This window comes from Marinomonas sp. S3726, assembly GCF_000967665.1.
Classification (GTDB): domain Bacteria; phylum Pseudomonadota; class Gammaproteobacteria; order Pseudomonadales; family Marinomonadaceae; genus Marinomonas.
In genome coordinates this window covers 57805-83455 of record NZ_JXYC01000010.1, presented here as the reverse complement: position 1 = coordinate 83455, position 25651 = coordinate 57805, and the positions used below count along the sequence as shown (strand labels likewise).

At 41.1% G+C, this 25651-nt stretch carries 22 protein-coding genes; 9 read left to right on the top strand and 13 right to left on the bottom strand.

Going from position 1 to position 25651, the window contains the following annotated elements; genetic code table 11:
* Positions 1-4: 4 nt before the first annotated feature.
* Positions 5-532 carry a ribosome biogenesis factor YjgA gene (gene yjgA, locus TW85_RS09170; protein WP_046016821.1) on the top strand — a complete coding sequence of 176 codons (528 nt, stop codon included), beginning with the start codon at positions 5-7 and terminating at the stop codon, positions 530-532.
* Positions 533-604: 72 nt separating this feature from the next.
* Here the strand turns inward: yjgA and TW85_RS09165 are convergent, their stop codons facing one another.
* Genes TW85_RS09165 through TW85_RS09135 form a run of 7 tightly spaced genes read right to left on the bottom strand, consistent with a single transcriptional unit; the run spans position 605 to position 9717 of the window.
* On the bottom strand, positions 605-1429 hold the full coding sequence (locus tag TW85_RS09165) for a carbon-nitrogen hydrolase family protein (protein ID WP_046016820.1): 825 nt from the start codon (positions 1427-1429) through the stop codon (positions 605-607).
* Between the two features lies 1 nt (position 1430).
* Complete coding sequence (locus tag TW85_RS09160; RefSeq protein WP_046016819.1) at positions 1431-5255, bottom strand: AsmA-like C-terminal region-containing protein; 3825 nt, start codon at positions 5253-5255, stop codon at positions 1431-1433.
* Between the two features lie 29 nt (positions 5256-5284).
* Positions 5285-6739 carry a ribonuclease G gene (gene rng, locus TW85_RS09155; protein WP_046016818.1) on the bottom strand — a complete coding sequence of 485 codons (1455 nt, stop codon included), beginning with the start codon at positions 6737-6739 and terminating at the stop codon, positions 5285-5287.
* Positions 6732-7343, bottom strand: a complete 612-nt coding sequence (locus TW85_RS09150; protein ID WP_046016817.1) for a Maf family protein — start codon at positions 7341-7343, stop codon at positions 6732-6734. The genes rng and TW85_RS09150 overlap by 8 nt, the downstream gene beginning before the upstream one ends.
* Positions 7344-7352: 9 nt before the next feature.
* Positions 7353-7826 (bottom strand): rod shape-determining protein MreD, encoded by a 474-nt coding sequence (mreD, locus tag TW85_RS09145; RefSeq protein ID WP_046016816.1) that lies wholly within the window; start codon positions 7824-7826, stop codon positions 7353-7355.
* Positions 7826-8656 carry a rod shape-determining protein MreC gene (gene mreC / locus TW85_RS09140; RefSeq protein WP_082827927.1) on the bottom strand — a complete coding sequence of 277 codons (831 nt, stop codon included), beginning with the start codon at positions 8654-8656 and terminating at the stop codon, positions 7826-7828. Before mreC ends, mreD begins: the two co-directional genes overlap by 1 nt.
* 17 nt (positions 8657-8673) lie before the next feature.
* Positions 8674-9717 (bottom strand): rod shape-determining protein, encoded by a 1044-nt coding sequence (locus TW85_RS09135; protein WP_046016814.1) that lies wholly within the window; start codon positions 9715-9717, stop codon positions 8674-8676.
* Between the two features lie 239 nt (positions 9718-9956).
* On the opposite strand from TW85_RS09135, the gene gatC reads away from it, so the two are divergent.
* Genes gatC through gatB form a run of 3 tightly spaced genes read left to right on the top strand, consistent with a single transcriptional unit; the run spans position 9957 to position 13165 of the window.
* Complete coding sequence (gene gatC, locus TW85_RS09130; protein WP_046016813.1) at positions 9957-10244, top strand: Asp-tRNA(Asn)/Glu-tRNA(Gln) amidotransferase subunit GatC; 288 nt, start codon at positions 9957-9959, stop codon at positions 10242-10244.
* Between the two features lie 12 nt (positions 10245-10256).
* Positions 10257-11717 (top strand): Asp-tRNA(Asn)/Glu-tRNA(Gln) amidotransferase subunit GatA, encoded by a 1461-nt coding sequence (gatA, locus tag TW85_RS09125; protein ID WP_046016812.1) that lies wholly within the window; start codon positions 10257-10259, stop codon positions 11715-11717.
* A gap of 2 nt (positions 11718-11719) precedes the next feature.
* Positions 11720-13165 (top strand): Asp-tRNA(Asn)/Glu-tRNA(Gln) amidotransferase subunit GatB, encoded by a 1446-nt coding sequence (gene gatB / locus TW85_RS09120; RefSeq protein ID WP_046016811.1) that lies wholly within the window; start codon positions 11720-11722, stop codon positions 13163-13165.
* Positions 13166-13251: 86 nt separating this feature from the next.
* Here gatB and TW85_RS09115 read toward each other — a convergent pair whose 3' ends face one another.
* Positions 13252-14505, bottom strand: coding sequence for a diguanylate cyclase (locus TW85_RS09115; protein WP_046016810.1), 1254 nt, complete (start codon positions 14503-14505; stop codon positions 13252-13254).
* Positions 14506-14777: 272 nt separating this feature from the next.
* Here TW85_RS09115 and TW85_RS26455 point away from each other — a divergent pair, with 272 nt between their 5' ends.
* On the top strand, positions 14778-14972 hold the full coding sequence (locus TW85_RS26455; protein ID WP_231870370.1) for a Fe-S-cluster oxidoreductase: 195 nt from the start codon (positions 14778-14780) through the stop codon (positions 14970-14972).
* Positions 14973-14999: 27 nt separating this feature from the next.
* Positions 15000-16682, top strand: a complete 1683-nt coding sequence (locus TW85_RS09110; protein WP_046016809.1) for a L,D-transpeptidase family protein — start codon at positions 15000-15002, stop codon at positions 16680-16682.
* A gap of 52 nt (positions 16683-16734) precedes the next feature.
* Here TW85_RS09110 and rlmM read toward each other — a convergent pair whose 3' ends face one another.
* The 5 genes from rlmM to puuE all read right to left on the bottom strand — a co-directional run bounded on the left by rlmM (position 16735) and on the right by puuE (position 21603).
* On the bottom strand, positions 16735-17787 hold the full coding sequence (gene rlmM / locus TW85_RS09105; RefSeq protein WP_046016808.1) for a 23S rRNA (cytidine(2498)-2'-O)-methyltransferase RlmM: 1053 nt from the start codon (positions 17785-17787) through the stop codon (positions 16735-16737).
* 100 nt (positions 17788-17887) lie between these two features.
* Positions 17888-18568 carry a TIGR01621 family pseudouridine synthase gene (locus TW85_RS09100; RefSeq protein ID WP_046016807.1) on the bottom strand — a complete coding sequence of 227 codons (681 nt, stop codon included), beginning with the start codon at positions 18566-18568 and terminating at the stop codon, positions 17888-17890.
* Between the two features lie 68 nt (positions 18569-18636).
* Positions 18637-19728, bottom strand: a complete 1092-nt coding sequence (locus TW85_RS25420) for a GGDEF domain-containing protein (protein WP_052702049.1) — start codon at positions 19726-19728, stop codon at positions 18637-18639.
* Positions 19729-20115: 387 nt separating this feature from the next.
* Entirely contained in the window at positions 20116-20643 is a 528-nt protein-coding gene (uraD, locus tag TW85_RS09090) for a 2-oxo-4-hydroxy-4-carboxy-5-ureidoimidazoline decarboxylase (protein ID WP_046016806.1), read from the bottom strand.
* A gap of 51 nt (positions 20644-20694) precedes the next feature.
* Positions 20695-21603: an allantoinase PuuE gene (gene puuE, locus TW85_RS09085; RefSeq protein ID WP_046016805.1), complete on the bottom strand. Its 909-nt coding sequence runs from the start codon at positions 21601-21603 to the stop codon at positions 20695-20697.
* 387 nt (positions 21604-21990) lie between these two features.
* Here puuE and TW85_RS09080 point away from each other — a divergent pair, with 387 nt between their 5' ends.
* From TW85_RS09080 to TW85_RS09070, 3 genes are read left to right on the top strand one after another with little or no spacing between them, the layout of a single operon-like run.
* Positions 21991-23592, top strand: coding sequence for an ABC transporter ATP-binding protein (locus TW85_RS09080; protein ID WP_084616215.1), 1602 nt, complete (start codon positions 21991-21993; stop codon positions 23590-23592).
* Entirely contained in the window at positions 23589-24662 is a 1074-nt protein-coding gene (locus tag TW85_RS09075; RefSeq protein WP_046016804.1) for an ABC transporter permease, read from the top strand. The genes TW85_RS09080 and TW85_RS09075 overlap by 4 nt, the downstream gene beginning before the upstream one ends.
* 13 nt (positions 24663-24675) lie before the next feature.
* Complete coding sequence (locus TW85_RS09070) at positions 24676-25608, top strand: ABC transporter permease (protein WP_046016803.1); 933 nt, start codon at positions 24676-24678, stop codon at positions 25606-25608.
* The last annotated feature ends 43 nt before the right edge of the window (positions 25609-25651 follow it).

Genomic DNA, 25651 nt, shown 5'->3' with positions numbered 1-25651 from the left:
TCACATGACAGACTTTGATCAATTAGAAGACGACGAAAACTTTATTAGTAAAACTCAAATCAAGCGTGAAATGGAAGCGCTGCAAGCTTTGGGTAAGAAGCTACTTAATTTAAGTAAGGCACAGCAAAAAAAAGTTGAGATGTCTGACACCCTACGAGATGCATTAGCTGAAGCTGATCGTATAAAGAAGCATGAAGCCATGCGTCGCCATATGCAATATATCGGACGCATTATGCGCACAGAAGATCACGAAAAAATTGCAGCTCGCATTGAGTTATTTGATACAACTTCTGCCGCTCATAACAAAATGTTTCATCAACTTGAAAACCTACGTGACGCATTAATTGGCGAAAACAGTCAAAGTGTTTTACAAGAGTACCTAAGCGAAAACCCTGATGTTGATATTCAGCACTTTAGACAACTCATTAGACAAGCTCAAAAAGAAGTCAGTCAAAATAGCAAAACAACAAACCGTAAAAAGCTATTTAGGCTATTAAGAGAAGTTCAAGACAAAAAACTTGGACTTGCCTAACCCCTATTTAGGACGAGCCAACACTAGTTAATAAAAAAGCGCTTTATGAAGCGCTTTTTTATATTCTAAAATTCAATAAAAGCGCCTATGACTATGAACAGGCATAGTTTCACGACACTCATTTATTTTAGCTAAATCTATTTCTACCAGTAGAATATCAGGCTCATGATCTAGCCGACCTAAACAGTCTCCCCAAGGAGAATAGCATACAGAATTCCCAAATGTTTGGCGTGTACTTGAGTGATGGCCACATTGATTCACACCTAAAACATAGAATTGATTTTCTATTGCTCGACACTTCAATAAAGTATGCCAATGAGCTTCACCTGTACGATAAGTAAATGCAGCAGGCACAATAACTAAATCAGCACCACAGTCAGCAAGCTTTCGATACATCTCAGGAAACCTAACATCGTAACAAATTGACAAACCAAGCTTCAGCCCCTCAATTTCAACAACCATAGGCTCAAGTTGACCAGGCTCAATGACCTTAGACTCCATATACTGACCATTTTGATCAGAAACCATGACATCAAATAAGTGAATTTTATCGTATCTAGCCTTAAGCTCACCATCCGGACCAAGTACCAAGCAAGACTGTCTCACTCTCCCTGAATCCACCACATCACCATCAGGACGTTTTAAACTTGGATGCGAACCAATAACTAGATGAATTTCATGATGTTTTGCTAATTGGGAAAGCTCCCTTAATACCAACTCTTGATCAGGTGATTCAGCTAAAGGACGCATCTTATTACCCGCAAACATAAGAGCATTCTCAGGTAATACAACTAAATTAGCCCCTTCACTTACAGCCTTATCAGTCATAGCTTGAATATTTGCTAAATTAGCCTGCCAGTCATCTTTACTTGTCAATTGAATTGCTGCGATCTTCATTTCACTTATCTCTATTTTTGGGGCGCTCTTTTGGCGTATGTATTACAGGCGTAATAATAGGATCATTAAATGGACCCTTGATTAAATATTCAACACCGGTCACTTTCGATAATTTATCCCCAAATATCTTATCTGTTATATATAGAATACCTGCTACCTGAGGCATCCCAAGTAAGAAACCAGCAATGGGTAATGCATTACCTAAAGGGAAATAGGCGATCATCCTTTCATCAAGTGTCTCAGTAACCAAATCAGCGCGGCCTTGCAACTCAATCTCAACCGTTGGAGAGACGATACTAAGAGGCTTATTCGTATTTAACTGACCACCTTGAATAACCAGAGTTGTAGACATTTTATCATAGGTCAAGCCATCCGAACTGACATCAGAAAAATCTAACGTTAATCTACGCGCTAGCGCATGTAAGTTAAAGATCCCTAAAGCTTTTAGGAAGCCAGGTAGCTCATTAACTTTTTCCAACACACCATTTTGGGATAAAAACGCTATTCGTCCAGTTAGAGTATCTCTTTGAATATCAAACGGTGTACCCAACCAACTTAGACTGACATTTATTTTATAACTTTTGGAGGTCAACAAGGTTTCGTTGGAAAATTTTCGGGTTAATTCATCAATATTCCCGCCATCTATATCCAATACCAACTCTACATTTGAGTTAGCGTCATCCTGCCAAAACAAACTTCCAACAAAGTCGCCCTCTGTTAACTCGGTTGAAAAGGGATCAATTCGAATTTTTTTGCCTAAATTAGTAATCATCAAACGCCAATCACCATAAGGCTGATTGTTAACAACTAGCTCATCTATATTCAATGACATGCTTGGTATTTGCTGAGCTTTAATCCCAGCAGAATCAGATGTACTTTTAACACTGTCTTGCGAAACACCTTCTTGAGCTGGACTATTCCAGCTAAGATAAGAAAAATTAACAACAGGTCCCTGTAAATCTTTAGTTAACTGTAAACTCATTTCTTCAGAACTAAGATAAATATCACCTAATCGCTCACTACTATCGTATTCAACCTTAACATTGTGTAAAAGATTGTCTTTATTCAACCTAACTTGATCTGCAATTAGGTGCACAAATGAAAGCCACTCAGGCACAAATAGGCGTAAGCTTTGAGGCTCAGGCTCATTACCAGATTCATTTAAAAACTTGCGCCATGCAGCCAATTCAATATGGGGTAATTGCCCCCTTAAAGATAACCCCTCTCGAACTTCTCGGGGCATATCACTTACTTCATTAATTAAAGCCTGACCACCATAAAAGCCTGATTCAGAAAAACGCAATTTAGAACGGTAATTTTCATCATACAGAATAGAAACATCAGCATAATCAGATAACACATCAATAGTAAGCGCTAAGTTCTTGTGGGTGTTTGCTGTTTTAGCAAAGGGAACGGGAAGAGACACGCTGGCGCCATGTAAATCTGTTTTAGCATTTATAGCAACTAAATCAGCCGTCTCAGGATTAATCACAAAATCTGCAACAAAGCCAACCTGCCCTTGTACTGTTCGGGTCAGCATTTCAGGTAATTTCTGCCAGGCCATCACCTCTTCAAGACTTAAGTCACCTTTGATGTCAGCCCTAATCAATAAGTCTTTCGAAGGTAATACATCACCGTATAAATTAAGCTTAGCATTACCAGAAAAAGCCTCTATATCAAAAACTGAATCATAGATCCCTTTCTCTGTATCATAATTCAAAGACCCAGTTAGAATTTTGCCCGTCAGTTCAAGATCAGTTATTTCGAGTGGACTATTTTTAAGTTGTAAAGCGAGATTAAAATATGGACTGACATTTTGATCATCTTCTAGAGGAAGGATAAGTTTAAATTCTCCTTTTGCATCCCCCTCAGTTCGCCAGGTTTGAAAAGGCTTAAGCACCCCTGTAGCTAAATCAGTCTGAGCAAGCAACGTCATCACATCACCTAAATCATCAGCCAACTTACCGTCTAAATTTAGAGCCCCTAGCCCACCTTCAGTAAAAGGAATAGAGAGGGATAAATCCCTACTTTCAACATCTGCTAAGGCGGCATAATTTAACTCAAGCCTAACGCCTGAATTATCAATTTGTACATCTGCATCAACATCTTTAGCTGCAGGCCAATCAGGCGCAAACTTTACTTCAGCCCCTGCGACATCAAGGTCCACTAAAAACTGAGGATTGGAACCTTCTGATAACTCAGTTTGCAATACAAAGTCAGCTTGCCTTGCATGCCCAACTAATAATGAATCTCGCAACCACTTATGGGCAGACTCAGGCAAGGCAATATTAGGGATGTACGCCAAACCATCGGCCATGGCAAGATTCTCACCATGAATATCTAGCGCCAGCGTATCGCTCGCATTACTTACCACCTCTAACCTAAAATCACCAGTAAGGTCAGCTCCATTTCGATTCAGGTATAAACCGTTTGCCGACACGAGGAAACTATCCTGTTGCTGCCCCCACTCAACTTGGCCAACAACACCATCTAGTAGCCAAACATCCTGATACATAAGAGGGAAAGCCAAACTTGCATCATTAGATACAAAACTAATTGAGCCCTGATCATTATTAATTGTAAGTATCGATTCTAATCTCTCAACACTTGGAATATTTTGATAACCTTGAGCCGAATCTATCATCAAGTTTCCCTGATAAGTCACGGATAGTTTTGGTTTTTCTATTATTTTAAGATGACCGTTCTTTGCTACACCTTGAGCCTCCATCGCTGTGAGCATTTTTGTCACAAACCAAGAGTCATTTAAAAATGGGATAGCAAGACCCAATCCTAAAGCGAGGTCAAGCTGATCAAAAGACAAGCCTGTAGTCTTCTGCTCAAAATTTCTAGTTAACTTAATGTTTGCAGCAGGATAAACCTCCCCCTCCTTGCTAAAAACTAAATCTGCCAATTGAAGATTTAATTCCTTAGTCCTGAGTGAGTATTGAGAACTAAGCTTAGAAGCTAAAGAGAGCTTTTCCCCCGAAAACAATTGCGGCTGTAAATTAAGACTCCCAACCAAAGATAAGTCAGAACCAGACGAATAAGATAACCAAAGCTTTGCCCCAAAATCCAACTGAGAAACCTTAAATTGCTCAAGCTCCACTAGCTCTGATTGACTAATACTCATTTCAGGCAAATCAAGCTCTGCAACAAGCTTTAAACTATCAGGTCGAATTAAATCACCATGAATTTCAGCATTAAGTTTAAATTCATCATCATAGTTTTGATGCTTTACCTTTGCACTAACACCTATCCCTGATGCGGTTCTTTGTAAATACATGGCATCAGATGATAAATTAATTAAACCAACTCGCTCACTGTGAACCGACAACTGAGTATCTATTAAAGATATCTGTCTTTGATCTAAAAAATAATTAAAGATACGAGCAAAACCGCCCGTATTTTGGGATGCAACCACAGGTAAACCAGTCAAAGACCAGCGCCCTGAAGCCTCAGTAAAACTCACTTGAGTCTGATATAAACGTATGTAGCTAAAGTTTGGCTCAAGCTTAATTAATGATTGCCATAAGTTTAAACGAATCATCAATCGTTCAAACCTTAGAGGCTGGGACTCACCCTCTGCCTTTAAACTTAACCCATCAATAGAAAAACTAGGATCAAGACCCTCCAGTTTTGCTGATATATTCTCAATCTCTATCTGATATCCAGAAACTTGACTTAGATTTCTTTCTATCTGATAACGGTACTCATCAGCATAAGGCAAAGAAAACTTCACCAAAACCATAAAGGAGGCAAAGATTAGAACAACAGAAACCAAAAGCCACCAAGCTATATCGGCAGCCCGCTTCACACTCAAACTCATTTGGCCGGACACTTATCAATCACAAACAATTATCGTATAACCACATCATATTGGTCTTGGGTATACATGGTTTCAACCTGGAAATGAATACTCTTACCAATGAAGGCTTCTAACTCTGCGACACTGGCACTCTCCTCCTCATGCATACGATCAATTACTGCACGAGAAGCTAACACAGCATAAGTCGGAGAATCGTAGGCTCGGTCCGCTCTGAGTATCTCCCTAAAAACCTCATAACAAACTGTTTCAGGCGTTTTAACCAAGCCACTACCGCGACATGAACGACAAGGCTCACACAAGGTTTGCCCCAAGCTCTCACGAGTACGCTTACGCGTCATTTCAACTAAGCCTAACTCAGACACACCTGTAATTTTTGTCTTAGCATGATCTACGTCCAATACCTTCTCAAGCATGCGCAAGACTTGACGTTTATGCTCTTCATCTTCCATATCGATAAAATCAATAATGATAATACCACCTAGATTACGCAACCTAAGTTGACGACCAATCGCTGTGGCAGCTTCTAAATTAGTCTTGTATATGGTTTCTTCCAAATTTCGACTACCAACGAAAGCTCCCGTGTTGACATCAATAGTCGTCATAGATTCAGTTTGCTCAACTAAAAGATAACCGCCGGACTTTAGTTGCACCTTACGATCTAACGCTTTTTGAATCTCATCTTCAACACTATAAATATCAAAGATAGGTCGCTCACCAGGATAGTATTCAACCCTTTGCCCCACCTCAGGTATAAACTCTTCCGCAAAAGACTTTAATTTAGCGTAATTCTCTCTAGAATCTATCCGTATTTTTTCAGTTTTAAGACTGACTAAGTCACGCATGGTGCGCAAATGTAATGGTAAATCATCATAGATTACTGAAGGCGCTTTTGCAGAGCTAATACGCTTTTTAACCGACTGCCATAAACGCGTTAAGAATTTAATATCCGCTAAGATTTCTTCTTCGCCAGCACCCTCTGCAGCTGTTCTTAAAATATAGCCACTTGTCTCATCAGCCTCCGTCAGTGCAGCTGAAACAAGCTGTTTTAATCTTTCTCTTTCAGCTTCATCTTCAATTCTTTGACTGACACCCACATGAGACTGATCTGGCATGTAAACCAAATAACGAGATGGGATAGATAGATGCGTTGTTAACCTAGCACCCTTTGAGCTAATTGGGTCCTTAGTCACCTGAACAACCAAAGACTGACCTTCTCTCAAGTAATCACCGATTTGATCACTTGGGTTTACAGCATCACGTTCAGCCACCTCAGAAACATGTATAAAAGCGGCCCTTTCTAACCCTATATCTACAAATGCTGCCTGCATGCCAGGCAAAACACGGACAACCTTGCCCTGATAAATATTACCGACAATACCTTTACGAGTAGACCTTTCAATATAAACTTCTTGTAAAACACCATTTTCAACAAGAGCAACTCGAATTTCCATCGGGGTTACATTAATTAAAACATCTTCACTCATTGGACATCTCCTGTAATGGCTCTATTCCTACTTGCTGCAATAACTGCGCCGTTTCGAACATAGGCAAACCAACTACAGCAGAAAAAGAACCATTTATTTGCTCAACAAAAACAGAACCTAAACCTTGAATACCGTAACTTCCCGCTTTATCTTGCGGCTCACCACTATCCCAATAACGGCTAATTTCAAGGTCAGATATCCTACGAAATGTGACTTGGGTAATAACATTTTTAACAGCTAAATGATCAAAGCGAGCATCAAATAGACAAACAGCCGTCATTACTTGATGTGTCTTACCAGACAATGAACGCAACATGGATTGTGCACTCTCAAAACTATCAGGTTTGCCTAAAATCTCACCATCAAGTACGACACTGGTATCAGAGCCTATAATAATAGACCTATCTGGAGGAGAAAGTTCAGATTGAAGCGACAAGCTTGCGCTTGCTTTAGCCTTTTCAACAGCCATACGCTGAACATATTCAGCAGCATCTTCATTTACAAATGGGGTTTCATCTATATCAGCAGGCAAGATATCGAACTCCCTCACCAACTGCCCTAACAAGCTTTTTCTGCGTGGTGATGCTGAAGCTAACAATATCATTTATTTTCCTTAACGGATGGCGTACATGCGTCGAATACTACGTAATACAACAAAAGACCAAGGCCACAAAGCCCCAGTTATAATAGCTGGCACAAAAATCATTAGAGTAGGTTCGGCGTCGCCCAAATACCTATCAATACAAAAGTCTACCAACTGACTAATACTGACAAGCAAGCCAACAAATACACCTTGCTGCCAAGAGTGATACATTCGAAGCCTTTGATAAAAAACAGCACAGGTAAACGCAATAATGACATAAGTTAAAGAGTGCTGACCTAATACACCGCCTTGCAACAAGTCGACCATAATGCCCAACATCCAAGCAACACCAACCCCAACCCGGTAAGGTAGCGCAATAACCCAGTACAAGATAACCAACAACGCCCACTCTGGCCTAAACCAAACAAAAGCATCTGGAAAAGGTAATGCTTCAAGCATAAGCGCAATAAGAAGAGTGATTAAAAATACCAAACTGGCTTTCATTAGCGCTGAGACTCCGGCACATCAATTAACATTACATGTCGACTTCGCTCTAGTTGAGCTAACGGGACTACCTCGACATCAGCGTAGGGCTTACCAGAGATACGGACAACAGACTTAACAACACCGACGGGATAATCACTTGGAAACCTATCATCTAATCCCGATGTCGTCAGTACATCACCTTTTTTAATATCTGCAGAATGAGGAACATTCATCAAAGCAAGACGCTTAAGGTCACCTGTGCCTCGTAAAATACTTCTCAAACCTGTTCGAGATAATTGTACTGGCACAAAATGGCTCGCATCAGCGATTAATAGCACACGACTGTTATAAGCACCCGCCTCAACAATTTGCCCCATCACCCCTGTCGCATCTAGCACAGATTGACCAACATAAGCACCAGAAGAGAAGCCTTTATCAATCATGATTTTATGGCTATAAGCATTTTGATCAAAACCAATGACTTCGGCCATAATGATTTTAGCTTCAACCTGCTGCGATGCATCCAGCAATTCACGTAAGCGCACATTCTCAGCACGCAAAGAGTCTAACTTTTGCAAGCGGCTTTTTAAAACCAAAACATCTTGATTTAATCTTTGATTTTCAGAGACAAGATACTCACGACTAGCAAGGTGCTCTACTCCCCAAGAAATAGCTTGTTGAGGTGCGTTAACAACAACTTGGATAGGCGTAACAAGGAAGCTCAAATAAGGACGAAGTGGATTAAAAAATCCACTTCGGGCATCTGCAACAATCATGATGGAAGATAAGATCACCAGCAAAAAAAAGCGTAAGCCTGAGACCTTACCTTCAAAAAAGAGAGTACTAATAGCTCACCTCTAACCTTTTACTCATTATCAGCAGTAAAGAGCTCAGAAGCATGTTTATCTATCATCTCTAACGCCATACCACCACCACGGGCAACACAGGTCAGTGGATCATCAGCGATAATTACTGGCAATCCAGTTTCTTCACTAATAAGACGATCAATTTCACGTAACAAAGCACCACCACCGGTTAACACCAAACCTGTTTCACCGATATCAGCAGCAAGCTCTGGTGGAGACTGCTCAAGCACACCTTTTACCGCTTGAACAATTTGCGCTAGTGGCTCTTGTAAAGCATCAAGTATCTCAGTGCTACTTAGTGTAAAGCTACGAGGGATACCTTCAGCCAAGTTACGACCACGAACATCAATTTGCAACTCTTCACCAGTATGATAAGCCATACCGATTTCAGTTTTGATTTTCTCAGCTGTGGCATCACCAATTAAGCTACCGTAGGCACGACGTACATAAGTCGTGATAGCTTCATCAAAACGGTCACCGCCTACTCGAATAGATTCAGAGGTTACAACACCGTTTAATGAGATGATTGCAATTTCAGTAGTACCACCACCGATATCAATAACCATAGAGCCGGACGCTTCAGCAACAGGTAGACCTGCACCTATCGCCGCAGCCATTGGCTCTTCAATGATATAAACTTCGCGTGCACCAGCACCCAAAGCAGACTCTTTGATAGCACGACGCTCAACTTGAGTGGATTTACAAGGTACACAAACTAATACACGAGGACTTGGTTTCATCAAGCTATTCTCGTGTACTTTAGAAATAAAATACTGCAGCATTTTTTCAGTAACATGAAAGTCTGCAATAACGCCGTCTTTTAATGGACGAATAGCGGTAATATTGCCAGGTGTTCTACCTAACATACGCTTCGCATCAGTACCAACGGACGCAACGGTTTTTTGATTGCCATTATGACGAATTGCCACAACGGAGGGTTCATCAAGCACGATTCCACGGTCGCGAACATAGATAAGGGTATTCGCCGTCCCTAGGTCAATCGACAAATCGCTTGAAAACATTCCCCTGATTTTCTTAAACATGAATTTCAACACCCTGATAGATACGATACGAACAGCGTAAAAATGTACCAATCCAAGGCCCATTCGGCAAGCTGAATACACGCTTTTCTACAAAATAGAGGGTGCTATTTCATTGTTTATTAAAATTTTTTTAATTTAGCGGCTTATTAATCAGTTTTTGAGGCAATCCTCTATCACCCAACCTTGGTTCTCGATACAATAGCCAACATTTTTTACAACACACTATTTATGGGTGAAATATGTCTCTAGATAAACAAGACGTGCAAAAAATTGCTCATTTAGCGCGCCTAGCACTCACTGAAGAAGATGCTTCTCAATATCAATCATCTCTTTCCAGCGTTTTAGAACTAGTTGAGCAAATGCAGTCAGTCGATACAGATGGTGTAGAGCCGCTTTCCAATCCATTGGAAATGACACAAAGATTACGTGCAGATGAAGTAACAGAAGAAAACCGTCGCGAAGCTTTCCTAGCGAATGCTCCAAGCACAGAAGCAGGCCTTTTCTTAGTGCCCAAAGTGATTGATTAATTGGATACCATCATGCTTGAACAAAACATCTCTAGCCTTGTACAAAAGCTACGCAACAAAGAAATTACAAGTGTCGAATTAACACAAAGCTACCTTGATAAAATCAAGGAACTAAACCCTAGCCTAAATAGCTATATCACTGTGTGCTCTGAATCAGCACTTGCTGCAGCCCAAAAAGCTGATGAAGCGATTCAAGCCGGCACAGCAGGTCCATTAGCCGGCATACCAATTGCGCATAAAGACTTATTCTGCACTAACGGCATTAAAACAACCTGCGCCTCAAAAATGCTAAATAACTTCATCCCACCTTATGAGTCAACCGTAACAGCTCGCCTAGAACAAGCTGGCGCCATTATGTTAGGTAAGACAAATATGGATGAGTTTGCCATGGGCTCCTCAAACGAAAACAGTCATTATGGCCTGGTTAAAAACCCTTGGAACACCGACCTTGTTCCTGGCGGTTCATCTGGCGGATCTGCCGTCGCAGTTGCAGCAGGCATGGCAGTTGCCACAACAGGCACAGATACTGGCGGTTCGATTCGTCAACCAGCCTCTTTTTGCGGCATTACCGGCTTAAAGCCAACTTATGGCCGTGTCTCCCGTTTTGGTATGATTGCTTATGCATCTAGCTTAGACCAAGCAGGTCCTATGGCTCGAAGTGCCGAAGACTGCGCTCACTTGATGAATGCTATTGCGGGATTCGACCCTCAAGATTCAACTTCTGCAGAAGTAGACACTCAAGATTATTTAGCGGATCTAAACAAACCCTTAACAGGTTTAAAAATTGGCTTGCCTAAAGAATACTTTGGCGAAGGCCTAGAACAAGGCGTCGCTGATGCAATCAGAGAAGCGGTAAAAGAGTTTGAGAAATTAGGTGCTAGTGTTATTGATGTATCACTACCTAACTTAAAATTAAGTATTCCAGCTTATTATGTCATTGCACCGTCCGAAGCCTCTTCTAATCTATCAAGGTTTGACGGCGTTCGTTATGGCCACCGCTGCGATGAACCAAAAGACCTGCTAGATATGTATATGAGATCTCGCGCAGAAGGCTTTAGCAAGGAAGTACAAAAGCGCATCATGGTCGGTACATATGCACTATCAGAAGGTTATTACGATGCTTACTACCTAAAAGCACAGCGTATCCGTCGACTAATAAAACAAGACTTTGTTAACGCTCTTAACGAAGTAGATGTCATCATGGGCCCTGTTGCACCTAGCACAGCGTTTGCCATTGGCAGTAAGACAGATGACCCTGTTGCCATGTATCTAGAAGACATTTACACACTATCTGTAAACTTGGCAGGCATCCCAGCCATGTCAGTACCAGCCGGCTTTAGTAACAAGATGCCTGTTGGCCTTCAAATTATGGGCAACTATTTCGCTGAATCTAAATTACTTAACATTGCACACCAGTTCCAGCAAGCAACTGATTGGCACCTACAAACCCCAAGCATGGAAAAAGGAGCATAAGAATGAACTGGGAAATCGTTATTGGCCTTGAGATTCACGCCCAACTATCCACGCAATCTAAATTATTCTCTGGCGCCCCAGTAAGCTTTGGCGCAGAAGCAAACACCCAAACAACCTTGGTTGACCTAGGTATGCCTGGTGCGCTTCCTGTATTTAACAAGGAAGCCCTAAGAATGGCCGTTATGTTTGGCCATGCAGTGAATGCTGACATTGGTATGACATCAGTTTTTGCACGCAAAAACTATTTCTACCCAGACTTACCTAAAGGTTATCAAACCAGCCAAATGGACGACCCTATTGTTGGTATTGGTCACCTTGACGTCACACTAGAAGATGGCACCACCAAACGTGTTGGTATCACTCGCGCCCACCTAGAAGAAGATGCGGGTAAATCTTTACATGAAGATTTCCATGGCATGTCTGGTATTGACTTAAACCGTTCAAGCACACCTTTGCTTGAAATTGTTTCTGAACCCGATATTCGCTCAGCAAAAGAAGCCGTTGCATACGTCAAGATGATTCACTCTATCGTGACTTACCTTGGCATTTGTGATGGCAATATGGCCGAAGGCTCAATGCGTTGCGACGTAAACATCTCCCTTCGCCCTAAAGGACAAGAAGAGTTTGGCACTCGTACCGAAATCAAAAACGTTAACTCTTTCCGCTTTATCGAAAAAGCCATTCATACAGAAGTTGAGCGCCAAGCTGACATTCTTGAAGATGGCGGCAAGATCACGCAGGAAACTCGCCTGTATGATCCAGATAAAGATGAAACTCGTAGCATGCGCTCAAAAGAAGACGCTAACGACTATCGCTACTTCCCTTGCCCAGACCTACTCCCTGTCGTATTGACTCAAGAGTATGTTGATGAAATTAAAGCAAGCCTACCTGAGCTGCCAACTCAAAAAGCTGCCCGCTTTATTTCTGAATACAAACTAAGCGAGTACGATGCAGGCGTACTATCTTCTAGTCGCCCTATGGCAGATTACTTTGAAAAGGTTAATAAATCTGCTGGCGACACCAAGTTATCAGCAAACTGGGTAATGGGGGAGTTAAGCAAACTTCTCAACCAAAACCAGTTAGATATTAACGACAGTCCTGTCGATGCAAACAACCTAGGTTTACTACTAGCCCGCATTAAAGACAATACAATTAACGGCAAAACTGCTAAAGACATTCTGGCTGATATGTGGAATGGCGAAGGCAGTGCTGACGAGATAATTGAAAAGAAAGGTCTAAAACAAGTTACCGATACAGGTGCTATAGAAGCCATGATTCAAGAAATCATAGTAGCGAACCCTGCTCAGGTGGAACAGTTTAGGGCAGCTGAAGCAGATAAACAGAAAAAAATGATGGGATTCTTTATGGGGCAAATAATGAAAGCATCCCAAGGCAAAGCCAATCCAGGCATAGTCACTCCTATCTTGATGAAGCTACTAAAAGGCTAATAACATTAAAAGCAAAAAAACCGCGTCTAGTACGCGGTTTTTTTTACGTCTAAAAATCATCGACTCAAGACTAGCATATTCTTAAGCTAGCCAACTTCACTTAAACTGCATACTTGATTTCGGCCATTATTTTTCGCCAAATAAAGACGTGAGTCAGCCACTTTAACCGCACCTTCTAAATTCTCAAACACTTCGCTCACAACACCACCACTGTAAGTCACCTTCACCTCTTCACTGGTGAAAGACTTATCATCCAAACATTCATGTAATGCTTTTAAGCGCTGAGCAACACCTTCTACAGTACAAGTATCATTAAGAACGCAAAATTCCTCTCCGCCAAAACGAGCCACCAAAGAATCAGAGAAAAATTCGGTCAGAAGCTCAGAGAATGCCTCCAAAAGCCTGTCACCAATTAAATGCCCATAATTATCATTAATCTGCTTAAAGTGATCTATATCTATCATCACCACATGAATAGGCCTGTGCGCAGCGACTGCACCTTGATAGAAACTTTCACCCTCCACCATCAAATAACGCCTATTATAAAGGCCAGTAAGCGCATCAAGGTTAGCCAAATCTCTTATCGTATTTAACATCTCTTGAGCTTCTAAGTTATGTATTACCCGACAGTGAAACTCTTCATGATAAAAAGGCTTTTTAAGAAAGTCGTTAGCACCAGATTTAATGAATTTAGCGGTTAAGGATGAATCCCCTTCAGAAGACAAACCAATAATAACCAGATCTTGAAAACGTACATTTCGGCGCAACATTCTCACCAAATCATAACCATTTATCACAGGCATATTATGATCAGTAATTAACATACTAATGGTGTCATCTGACTCTAAAATCGTCAGCGCCTCTTGCCCATCTTTGGCCTCAATAACTTGAAAGCGATACTGTTGCAGTAGCGTTTTAATAAAGTTTCGGCTGGTTGTTGAGTCTTCTGCAACCAAAACTTTAATCGCAACATTTTTTCGCAACCTCTCAACGACCTTCATAACATGCTGATATGAATAGCGACTATCCTTGGTGACATAATCCACAACCCCTTTATTCAAAAGAGAGAGCCGAAGATTATCGTCATAGGTCCCAGTTAACACAACACATGGAATGCCTCTTTCAAGCATGGCATCAACGATCTCTCCGTTTTCAGCATCAGGCAAATGCAAATCAACCACAGCAACAAATAAGTCATTACCATGAATGTCGATTTGCTCTATTGCTGCGCTATAGCTATTGGCTAAAACAGGCTCAAAGTTTGAATTTTGACCTACCAAATGTTTAAGTACCTTGAGCACAACAGAGCTATCTTCAACCAAAAGGATTTTTTCTTTCATATTCATTTCATATAAGGTAACTGGACACATAAACAATACACGGGCAGACGAAAAAGCGACAGTTTAAAACACCAAATATTACATTAGTTAACATGGTTACAGAGCAAAATCCCTATAAAAAACAATCCACTTAACACAAGATAAAAAATACATTTTTTTAACTTGCTTTACGTCATTTTAGGTTAAAATTATCTTTTGCCAATTAAGAGATAAGAATGCAATGTAGACCCTCTTGTGGAGCCTGCTGTATCGCGCCATCGATAAGCTCCGCCATCCCAGGAATGCCTAATGGCAAAGCGGCAGGAGAAAGGTGCATACATCTTCTCAACGACTTTAGATGCAATATTTTTACAGATAATGCTAGACCCAAAGTCTGTAGTGACTTTAAAGCAGACAAAGATATTTGCGGAGACACAAGAGAAATAGCATTGATAACAATCACTGAACTAGAAACCATGACCAATTAATATGAGTCAATCACCAAGGAGATATGAATGAATTGGACTGCCTTAAAAGGACTGGCTTGCGCCTCATTAGCTTTACTACTTAGCGCTTGCTCAGCTCCAACACCCAAAAGCAGCCCGAGTAGTTTTGTTGTAACACCACCAAGTGTTGAACAAATTGCGACAAGCGTTACCAGCCAAGTCAGCATGATGGTGAATGCCTTTTCTCCTGTCGCAGGACAAGCACTACCGAACGAAGCAGTTCAAGCCGCTTATCGCTTTAGGGAATTCAAACCTTTTTGGATTGAAAACAATATACTAAACCCTTCGTTATATAAATTAGTTGATATCTTAGAAGAAGCTGGCAGCCATGGACTCAACCCCATTTATTATCACACCAGCACAATTAAAGAATATCTCGCGATTCAGCAACCAAGTACGCAACAATTGGCAGAACTGGATGTAATCGCGACGATTGCACTATCTAGCTATGCCCATGATTTAAGCATTGGCCGCTACGAACCCCTACTTATAGACCCAAACTGGCAGTTAGATGCTCCAACTAGCCAGTGGTCTGAACTACTCTACTTAAACTCCACTAGCGATATGGTTAACTACCTACCTCAGTTAGCACCTCGCCACCCTAACTACCAGGTATTACAAAAGTGGTTGGTTTATTATCAAGACATTGCTAGCAAACAAAAAGATATCCGCGTATCTGCTGGCGTTCCACTGTCACTTGGCGATCAAGGCCCAAGAATTGCGCAGCTAAGAGCACGCCTAGTTCAGCTTGGAGATATTCGCTTCTCAACTCGAACAATTCAAGAAGACAAGTTTGATAAAAAAGTTAAGCAAGCTCTTATCAACTTTCAACGACGACATGACCTAAAAGCCGATGGTCATGCCGGTTCCCAGACAATCGAAATGCTTAACGTTCCGATCGAGCTAAGAGCAAAACAAATTGCTTACAATTTAGAACGTTGGCGCTGGCTACCTTCAGAGTTAGAAGCTGAACGAATTTGGGTGGATCTAACCGACTATAAAGTGCACACAATTCTGAATGACCAACACTCCACCATGAAGGCAGTGATAGGCAAAAAAGAACGCAAAACGCCAGTATTTAAAGGGAAAATGACCTATATGGTTGCTAACCCCACCTGGCGCGTTCCTCACAGAATTGCACAAGAGAGCTTACTACCTAAGCTACATACCAACCCTAACTACTTACTAGAACAGGGCTATAAAGTTTATTCCAGCTGGACTGTTGGCGCCAAAGAACTCGATTCAAGCCAAATCGATTGGAAGAAGATCACACCTCAAAAACTTAAATATCGCTTTGAGCAAACCCCTGATGAAGGCAATGCTCTGGGCTTGTATAAGTTTATGTTTCCCAATCGAAACGAAATCTACTTACATGACACACCAGCCAAACATCTCTTTAAGGAATCTAATCGTGCCTTCAGCTCTGGTTGCATTCGCCTAGAAGAGCCTGACTTATTTGCCAATAACCTGATCGCGGGCAGCAAACAAGTTGAAGTGTTGCAAAACGCAATTCAATCCAAGCAAACCAAGGTCGTAAGCCTACCCAAGCAACTACCTGTTTATATTGTCTATTTCACAGTCGTACCTGATAGAAATGGCATGCCAGGATTTCGTAAAGACATCTACGAAAGAGATAAGTTAATGGAAGAAGCTATGGGATATTTTCCATCTCCGGAAAACTCAGCTATTTAAAGCCCAAAAGGCCAATCGGATGATTGGCCTTTTTATTGACATGAAATTACCTTTAATGGCAGATAACGCACACTGTAATTTCTTCTCTATCATGATATAGATGCTTCGCCTGTATTTCGTATTGACGACCAGCTTTATCCAGCGAATCTTTCAACAAAGCCAAACAAGTCGAGACTTCTTGGAAACGCTTTTTCATAGGTAGCTTAAGATTAAAAATACTGCGCCTAGTCCAACCTTGACTCAACCACTTGGCCATTAACTCTGTCACCATTTGTGGCTTTTCGACCATGTCACAGACCAACCAATCAACCTGTCTTGGCGGTTGAAACTTAAAGCCATCAGCCTTTTGATGATCAACCAACCCCGTCGCCATTAGCAACTCACCCATAGGCCCATTATCTATAGCGGTAACTCGCATACCACGCTCAACCAACTGATAAGTCCAGCCACCAGGCGCAGCACCTAAATCAACAGCTGTCATGCCCTCTCGAAGCAATACTGGCCATTTCTTTGCAGGCACAAATTCATGCATCGCTTCTTCAAGCTTTAAGGTAGAACGACTTGGCGCATTCGAAGGAAACTTTAGCCTTCTAATCCCCAAAGGAAATTCACTTCGACATCTAGCGTTAGAAACACCTAAAAACGCAAGCTCACCACTCACGAGAAATAAATGATGTCTTACCCCAACCGCCTTAGTTCTCAATAAGCTCGCTTTCTTCCAGCCCTGTCGTAACGGCTTGTCTAGTTTTTTAATTAAACCAGCCAGCCCTTTACCTTCATTTGTATCTGCTGTTTCTATCCAGAGATCTTGAGCCAGAGGCAATTTTTTAGCAGCATCAAGTAGGGCCTCAACACGCCCCCCACTTCCCATACTTATCTCATCATTCACTGCAATTATCTGACGAGCAAAAATCAAATCAGAAAAAGAAAGTGTATCAATCAGCAATTCACCCTCATCAGACCTTTCCATAACAAAAAGAACAAAGCCTTGCTTTGGCTGCATGCGCACATAACCATAGAAGCCATGCATTGCTGCCAATTCAGTAATTTCGCCAGCACAGTCTTTTTCAAAGCCTGGGCGACAGTACAATAAAACATTTTTCATTAAGTTTACCTCTGGCGGGCATTCTACAAGGATTTAATGTAAGAGTCTCAGGCTATAAGGGTTTAATTTATATGCCACAATAAAGTGAGCCTTAATCGGACTATTTAGGCCAAACAAGCTCATTTGGAGTAGAAAAACCTGCTTCTTGCATAACAGGCTCAATCATATTAAATACCTCTCCAAAATCAGGTATGAACTGATAAATTTTTGCCTCACCCAGCCATTCAAAACTTAACTGAAATGCATGCAAATACCCCCTATCACATTCCTCTCCTCCATAACGCACATCGCCAAGAATGGGCGCACCCAAACTTTTCAAAGCGACTCTAAGTTGATGCGTTTTACCCGTTTTTGGCTTCAATAAAAACAAGCGTAATCCAGGCTTTATTGGTGTCGAGAAAAACTGAGTGTGAGCAAGGTTTTCACTTGTCTGATTTAACATCCAACTTCCTCTTCTGCCTTGCTGCATCCCCCCTTTGATACTACCCTGCTTTTTCTTCGGTTTTTTTGCACTTATCGCTAAATAAAATTTAGTCACTAAGTGTTGCTCGAACATAAGCCCAAACTTTTGTGCTGCCTGTTTGTTTTTTGCTAGCAGAATCAAACCTGAGGTAATTTTATCCAACCTATGTACCGGATAAAAAGTTTGATCAGGATATTGCTCATGCATCCATTGCATAAACCCAATTTCTTGACCTTCAGCATGAAAACTCATGCCCGCAGGTTTATTAACCACCCAATAATCGGCTTCTCGATAAAGTACGTTAGGTAAAATAGACATAGAAATTTGATCTAGAAAGAAAAGAAAAATACAAGGATGTATTTATAAAGTATAAAAGTAAGGCTTAATTAGAAGCTAGTATAGGCAGAAACGCGATTACGACCCTCACGTTTAGCACTATACAAAGCACTATCTGCTTCAGCTAGAATCTCTTCATATCGGTTTGTCTCAAGGGAAATAGCAGATAAACCAACACTCAATGTAACAGGAACAACAACACCCATATCGGTTTCTATGAGCATATCACTCACTTCTTGGCGTAAGCGATCCATCTCTTGTAATCCCTGTGCTATATCCGTATCAGGCATGATAACGACAAACTCTTCACCACCATAACGCCCTAACTTATCCGCAGGCCTGATTGTTTCATCCATTTTAGCGGCAACACTTTTAAGCACCACGTCACCAGCTTCATGACCATAGGTATCATTAATTTTTTTGAAATGATCAAGATCGACGATAGCGTAAACACAAGACTCCATATTAATAACGGCATCTGCATAAATATTTACAGCATCCGCAAGCACCTTACGACGGTTAGCAATCCCTGTTAATTCATCTAACTCAGCCAATTTTCGTAAATCAGAGTTAGCTCGCCTTAAACGACCCACTACAAGTGCAGTTGCACCACTGATCGCTGCAAGCGTAATAATAAAGGTTAAATTTCTTACAACCACCTGCTGCTCAGGTGCCATTAGAATTTGAGATGAATTTGGATAGGCATAACACAAAATAAAAATAGCAACACTGACAATTAAAAAGGGGACTCGCCAATGCCTAATTTCACGACTAAATGCAGTATAAACATACACACCTATTACCGCTAAAAACCAATGAAGATGACTTTCGACACCGTAAAACACCATGGTTTTTACTGAGGTATTACATATCACTATGACAGGGAACAGAATCGCAGCGTAATTTTGACGCTGATTAATATTTAGGTATAAGCCAAATAATAAAAAACCAAGGGATAGGATTTCGAAAACAAGCAGGAAAACATTACTAAGCTGAAGACTAGGAAGAAAAAGAATCAAAAAAGCCGCAAAGGTTAGCAAATAAGATAAATTTACAACCTGAACATGGTAGGAACTACTATCAGCATCAACACCAACGCCGAGGCCTAAAAATTGATCTATACAAGCTCGGATACGACTCAAAACTCACCCAACTCCACGCTGCTGCTTTTTTTCTATCAAACACTTAACAAAAAAACACGTTAAAAAACATTAATACAATTCAACAGTATCATTTAAGCAATGATTAAAAACCGAACGACTATCTTACAGAAGCGCCATTAAAAAGCCTACCCTATATGCCAAATTGCTTTTAAAAAACACACCTTTATTGTGATAAAGCATGTTAATTCAATAACAGGTTAAACGTGATTTCCAACTTTCCTTTATTTTCATTAACTTAGCAAAACAGCAAAAAATACATGCACAAAAAAAGGTCATTAGAAAGAACGCTCCCCCAATGACCTTTTAATGAAACTTTCGATTACAAAATATGAGTATTTATCTATATACGACCCATATCTGTTACAGCTACTTTTCCGCTAATCTAAAGCCTGCAATTTTATGAACCTCATTTACTGCACGAGCAAATTCAACCTCAACACTATTATCAATTCTCGCATCAAAACCATCAAAAATTTGTGTTTTGGTTGCGCCTTTCACAGCCATAATAAAAGGAAACTCAAACTTAGCTTTATAGCTGTCATTGATATGCTGGAAGCGCTGAAACTCCTCTTCATTCAGTTCATCAAGACCAACACCTGCTTGCTCTGAGGTTGAATCATCCGTCAGTTCACCTGCGAGGGCAGCTTTACCCGCTAAATCTGGGTGAGCACGTAATAATGCTAATTTAAGGTCATAACTGGCTGTATCTACAATATTTTTCATTTGGGAAGCAATGGCATCTACAGTATCGAAACATTGCTTTTCTACACTCACTTCAAGTTGTTGCCACAACAATTCGGCAACCCAATCAGAATGCTCGTAAACACCTGCGAACTGAGCCATAAAAGCGTCTTTACTTAATTCACTTGGCTTATTGATTAAAATTGTCATCATCTATTCTCTTGTTTAGAAGCACTACACATTAGTACTTCAAATTAATCGGTATTACTTTTGATAAGGGAAATTCTCACGCCAGTGATGAGCAATATCGATACGGCGACAGCACCAAACATCATCAAACTGCTTCACATATTCTAAGAATCGACGTAAACCTGCGATACGAGCAGGACGTCCAATTAGGCGACAATGCAGGCCAATAGACAGCATTTTTGGGGACTCAGCACCTTCTGCATATAAAGTATCGAAAGCATCTTTTAGGTATTGAAAAAAGTGCTCACCCGTATTAAATCCTTGAAGCGCGGCAAAACGCATATCGTTAGTGTCTAGCGTGTATGGAATCATTAGCTGAGGGATACCAGCTTCTTCTTTCCAAAATGGAAGATCATCACTGTAATCATCTGCGTTATATAAAAAACCACCTTCTTCAGCCACGATACGGTTAGTATTTGGGCCAGTACGCCCTGTATACCAACCTAGTGGGCGATTACCCGTTAGGCGCTCTATAATTTCAATCGCCTTATGCATATGCTCACGTTCTGTTTCTTCATCTACATACTGATAATCAATCCAGCGATAACCATGACTACAAATTTCATGGCCAGCATCAACAAAGGCTTTTGCCACCTCAGGGTGACGTTCTAACGCCATTGCGACAGCAAAAATAGTGAGAGGAATGTCCATTTCTTTAAATAAGTTGAGTAAACGCCATACCCCTGCTCGACTTCCATATTCATAAATGGATTCCATACTCATATGACGAACGCCTTCACGAGCATCCGTACCAACCATTTCTGACAAGAAGGCTTCTGAGGCTTTATCGCCATGAAGAATGCAGTTTTCACCACCTTCTTCGTAGTTAAGTACAAATTGTAAAGCAACACGTGCTTTATTAGGCCATTTAGGATGTGGCGGATTGGCACCATAGCCAGTTAAGTTTCTTGGGTAATCAGACATAAAGTGGCACTCCGTGAAAATTTCTTTTTAAATTTATAGTTGTTAAAACTAAATAGATACGTTAAAAAAATATGAGCATGTTTACGATTGATTAATATCTTCAATCTCATGTTAGATAATTCTTTATGCCCCAACTTTAAAATAAATGAAACAATTATTGAATACCTGAAACAAAAATTTCACCGTTTAGATGTTTTTTTCTCAATTTTTAAGTTTCATCTAGACTAAAGTTAGCATCAAGGCGGCAATATCTGGTTCGGCATCCTTTTTGCTTAGCCACACACTAAATAATTAAGTTTGTTTTTGTTCAGCACTCAGATGTTATAAGCCCCCTTCTCCAATAACTGAGCTAGGGTTATATCAACTTAAGCCTTGAGCATTATTACTATGTCTCAAGTAAGTAGAGATGTGATTGTGATAGAGACTCCTAATTTAACTCGCAAAGAAAGCACTCCTCCTCGCCTCACTCTTAAGAATATCACTAAGGAATATCCAGGCTGTCTTGCCAATGACAATATCAGCATGTCATTAGAAAATGGCGAAATTCATGCCTTGTTAGGTGAAAATGGTGCGGGCAAGAGTACTCTGGTTAAAGCGATCTATGGTGTTGTAGCCCCCAATGCAGGAGAGCTTATCTGGGAAGGCTCATCGGTAAAAATTAGCAATCCAGCAAATGCCAGAGACTTAGGCATAGGCATGGTTTTTCAGCACTTTTCGCTATTTGAAACCCTAAGTGTTAGCCAAAATATAGAGCTATGTCTGAGTAAAGAACAGCTGGCTTCTATTCCAGACTTGTCTCAACGTATCAGCCAACTGTCAGAACAATATGGTTTAAACGTTGACCCTGATAAATATGTTCACTCACTTTCCATAGGCGAAAGACAAAGAGTTGAGATCATGCGTTGTCTAGTTCAATCAGTAAAGTTACTCATTCTAGATGAACCAACCTCAGTATTAACCCCTCAGGAAGTTGCAGGTTTATTTGTTGTATTAAAGCAGCTCTCCAAAGAAGGATGCAGCATACTTTTCATCAGTCACAAATTGCACGAAGTAACTGAGATTTGCCAAAGTGCCACTATTTTAAGAGCAGGGAAAGTAGTCGACACCTGTAATCCTAAAGAAGAAACACCAGCAAGTCTCGCCAAGATGATGGTTGGCGATCTAGCCGAACAAGATGCTGGTTACACTAAAAAAACAGGAGACAAGGTTTATTTAGAAGTAATAAATTTAAGTTTATCCAGCGCCCAACCTTTTGGCACCCAACTTAAAAACATTCAATTTGACCTTGTTGCTGGTGAAATTTTAGGTATTGCAGGTGTTGCAGGTAATGGCCAAGAAGAGCTGATGTCTGCCATAAGCGGTGAGGATAGCAGAGCAGCACCAGATATGATTAAGCTTAATCAAGTCCCTATTGGAGACTTAGGTGCAGGAAAGCGTAGGCAGCTTGGCATGGCCTATGTACCAGAAGAAAGGCTAGGTCGTGGTGCCGTGCCAGATATGAGCTTGAGTGAGAACACCCTACTCACTCACTCAAAAGGCTTTATTCATAAAGGCATTGTTGACTGGAAAGGTCTTAAATCTTACACCAGTCAACTCATAGATAGCTTTAAAGTAAAATGCCACGGTGAATTCTCAGAGGCGCAAAGCTTAAGTGGTGGGAATTTGCAAAAATTCATAATGGGCCGAGAAATTGGACAGAGCCCTAAAGTCCTTATTTGTGCACACCCTACTTGGGGCGTAGATGTTGGCGCGGCGTTAGCCATACATCAAGCCTTATTAAAGTTAAGAGATGAAGGTGCAGCTATCTTACTCGTCTCTGAAGATATCGATGAACTTTTCTTATTAGCCGATCGTATGGCAGCAGTATGTGATGGCTTCCTTTCTCCTGTTATACGATGTGAAGACACTAATATAGATCAAATAGGACAGTGGATGGCAGGCACTTTTATCAGTGAAACAGATACACCAAGTAAGGAGGCTTCAGCATGATTCAAGTTACTGCTCGTATCGAGCCCAGTAAGTTAATGACATTCGCGTCACCTTTACTGGCAATTTTCCTCACTCTTATCTTTGGCTCTATTTTATTTAGTTTACTTGATAAAGACCCACTACAAGCCATGCATCTGCTTTTAATAGCGCCTTTATCCGACGCTTACAACTTCAGCGAAATGCTCGTAAAAATGGGGCCCTTACTCCTTTGTGCAGTCGGCCTATCTCTTTGTTATCGTGCTAATTTATGGAACATTGGTGCAGAGGGGCAGCTCCTCATTGGTGCATTGGGCGGCAGTGCTATGGCGCTTCAATTTGTTGATTCTGAAGCTTGGTTTGCTCTTCCTCTTACTTTAATCGCTGGCATCCTTAGCGGTATGCTTTGGGCCGCAATACCGACGTTTTTAAAACTTAAATTCAACTCTAATCTCATACTCACCACCATAATGTTTAACTATATCGCCCTCTATCTACTTTTATGGGGTGTGCATGGTCCATTAAGAGATCCTGATGGATTCGGCTTTCCTGAATCGGCTATTTTCTCAGATGCCACTATATTGCCCCTATTAAATGAAGATGGTCGTGCACATATAGGCATCATCTTTGCTATTTTGCTCGCAATTTTCGCCGCCTTTGTCTTGGCTAAAAGCCATTTAGGTTTTCAGATTAAAGTTTTTGGGGCAGACGAACCTGCAGCAAGATACGCAGGCTTTAACCAAACAAAGTTAACTTGGGCTGTTATGTTGTTTGCAGGCGCCCTAGCTGGGCTTGCAGGCGTTTCTGAAGTCGCGGGCCCAATAGGCCAACTAGTCCCTGGTATCTCTCCGGGTTATGGTTACTCTGCCATCATTGTCGCCTATCTTGGCCGTTTACATCCTCTTGGCGCCTTACTGTCAGCCACTTTTATGGCTGTTTTATATATGGGTGGTGATCTTGCTCAAATTGAAATGGGGATTCCTATTGCCGTTGTCGGCATGTTTCAAGGGGTTCTACTTTTCTTCTTGCTTGCCTGCGATTTCTTTATTCACTATCGCTTAACCTTTCCTTCAAATTCCCAATATCAAAACTAGGCTGGAGATAATTATGGACATTGATTTTATCACTCAAATTTTATTTGCAGCCATAAAGACAGGAACGCCCTTACTTTTTATTGCTTTAGGTGAAGTAATCTGTGAAAAGTCAGGGGTATTAAATCTTGGCCAAGAAGGCATGATGCTGATGGGTGCGGTTGTAGGCTTCCTCGCCGCTTATACAACAGGCTCCGCTGGCTTAGGCATTTTTGGTGCTATTTTTATGGGCATGATCATGAGCTTAATCTTTGCCTTTTTAGTGTTACACCTTGGAGCAAACCAAGTTGCAACCGGGCTAGCTCTGACTATTTTTGGCACGGGACTTAGCGCCTTTGTTGGAGCTGATGTCGTCGGACAAACAGTCCAAGGTTTCCAGCCTATTATTATCCCTCTGCTATCTGATATTCCACTATTGGGCAAAATACTTTTCACCCATGATCTGCTTGTGTATGTGTCCTTTGCTATGGCTGGGGCAGTTGCTTACGTGGCGAATAGAACTCGTACTGGATTAGTGCTAAAAGCGGTAGGAGAAAACCCTCATGCAGCCAATGCAATTGGTATAAAAGTATTAAGAGTAAGATATTGCGCTATTATGTTCGGCGGCGCTATGGCGGGCCTTTCGGGTGCTTATATGTCGCTAGTCTATACACCCATGTGGATTGAAAATATGTCTTCAGGCCGTGGCTGGATAGCCTTAGCATTAGTTGTTTTTGCCTCTTGGCGTATTGGCAACATAATGTTGGGCGCTTATTTATTTGGCTTAGCCAGCATTATGCATCTAGTTTTACAAGGCATGGGATGGTCTATTTCACCAAACCTACTTGCTATGCTGCCTTATGTTGCCACAGTGCTAGTCATGGTCATCATTAGTGCAGATAAATTTAAAGAAAAGCTTTTGGCACCAAGATCTCTTGGTAAACCTTTTGACCCAAGGCAAATGGCCTAAAATTTGCTCAACTTAACCAATTAAGGAATGTGTAAGCTTTGTA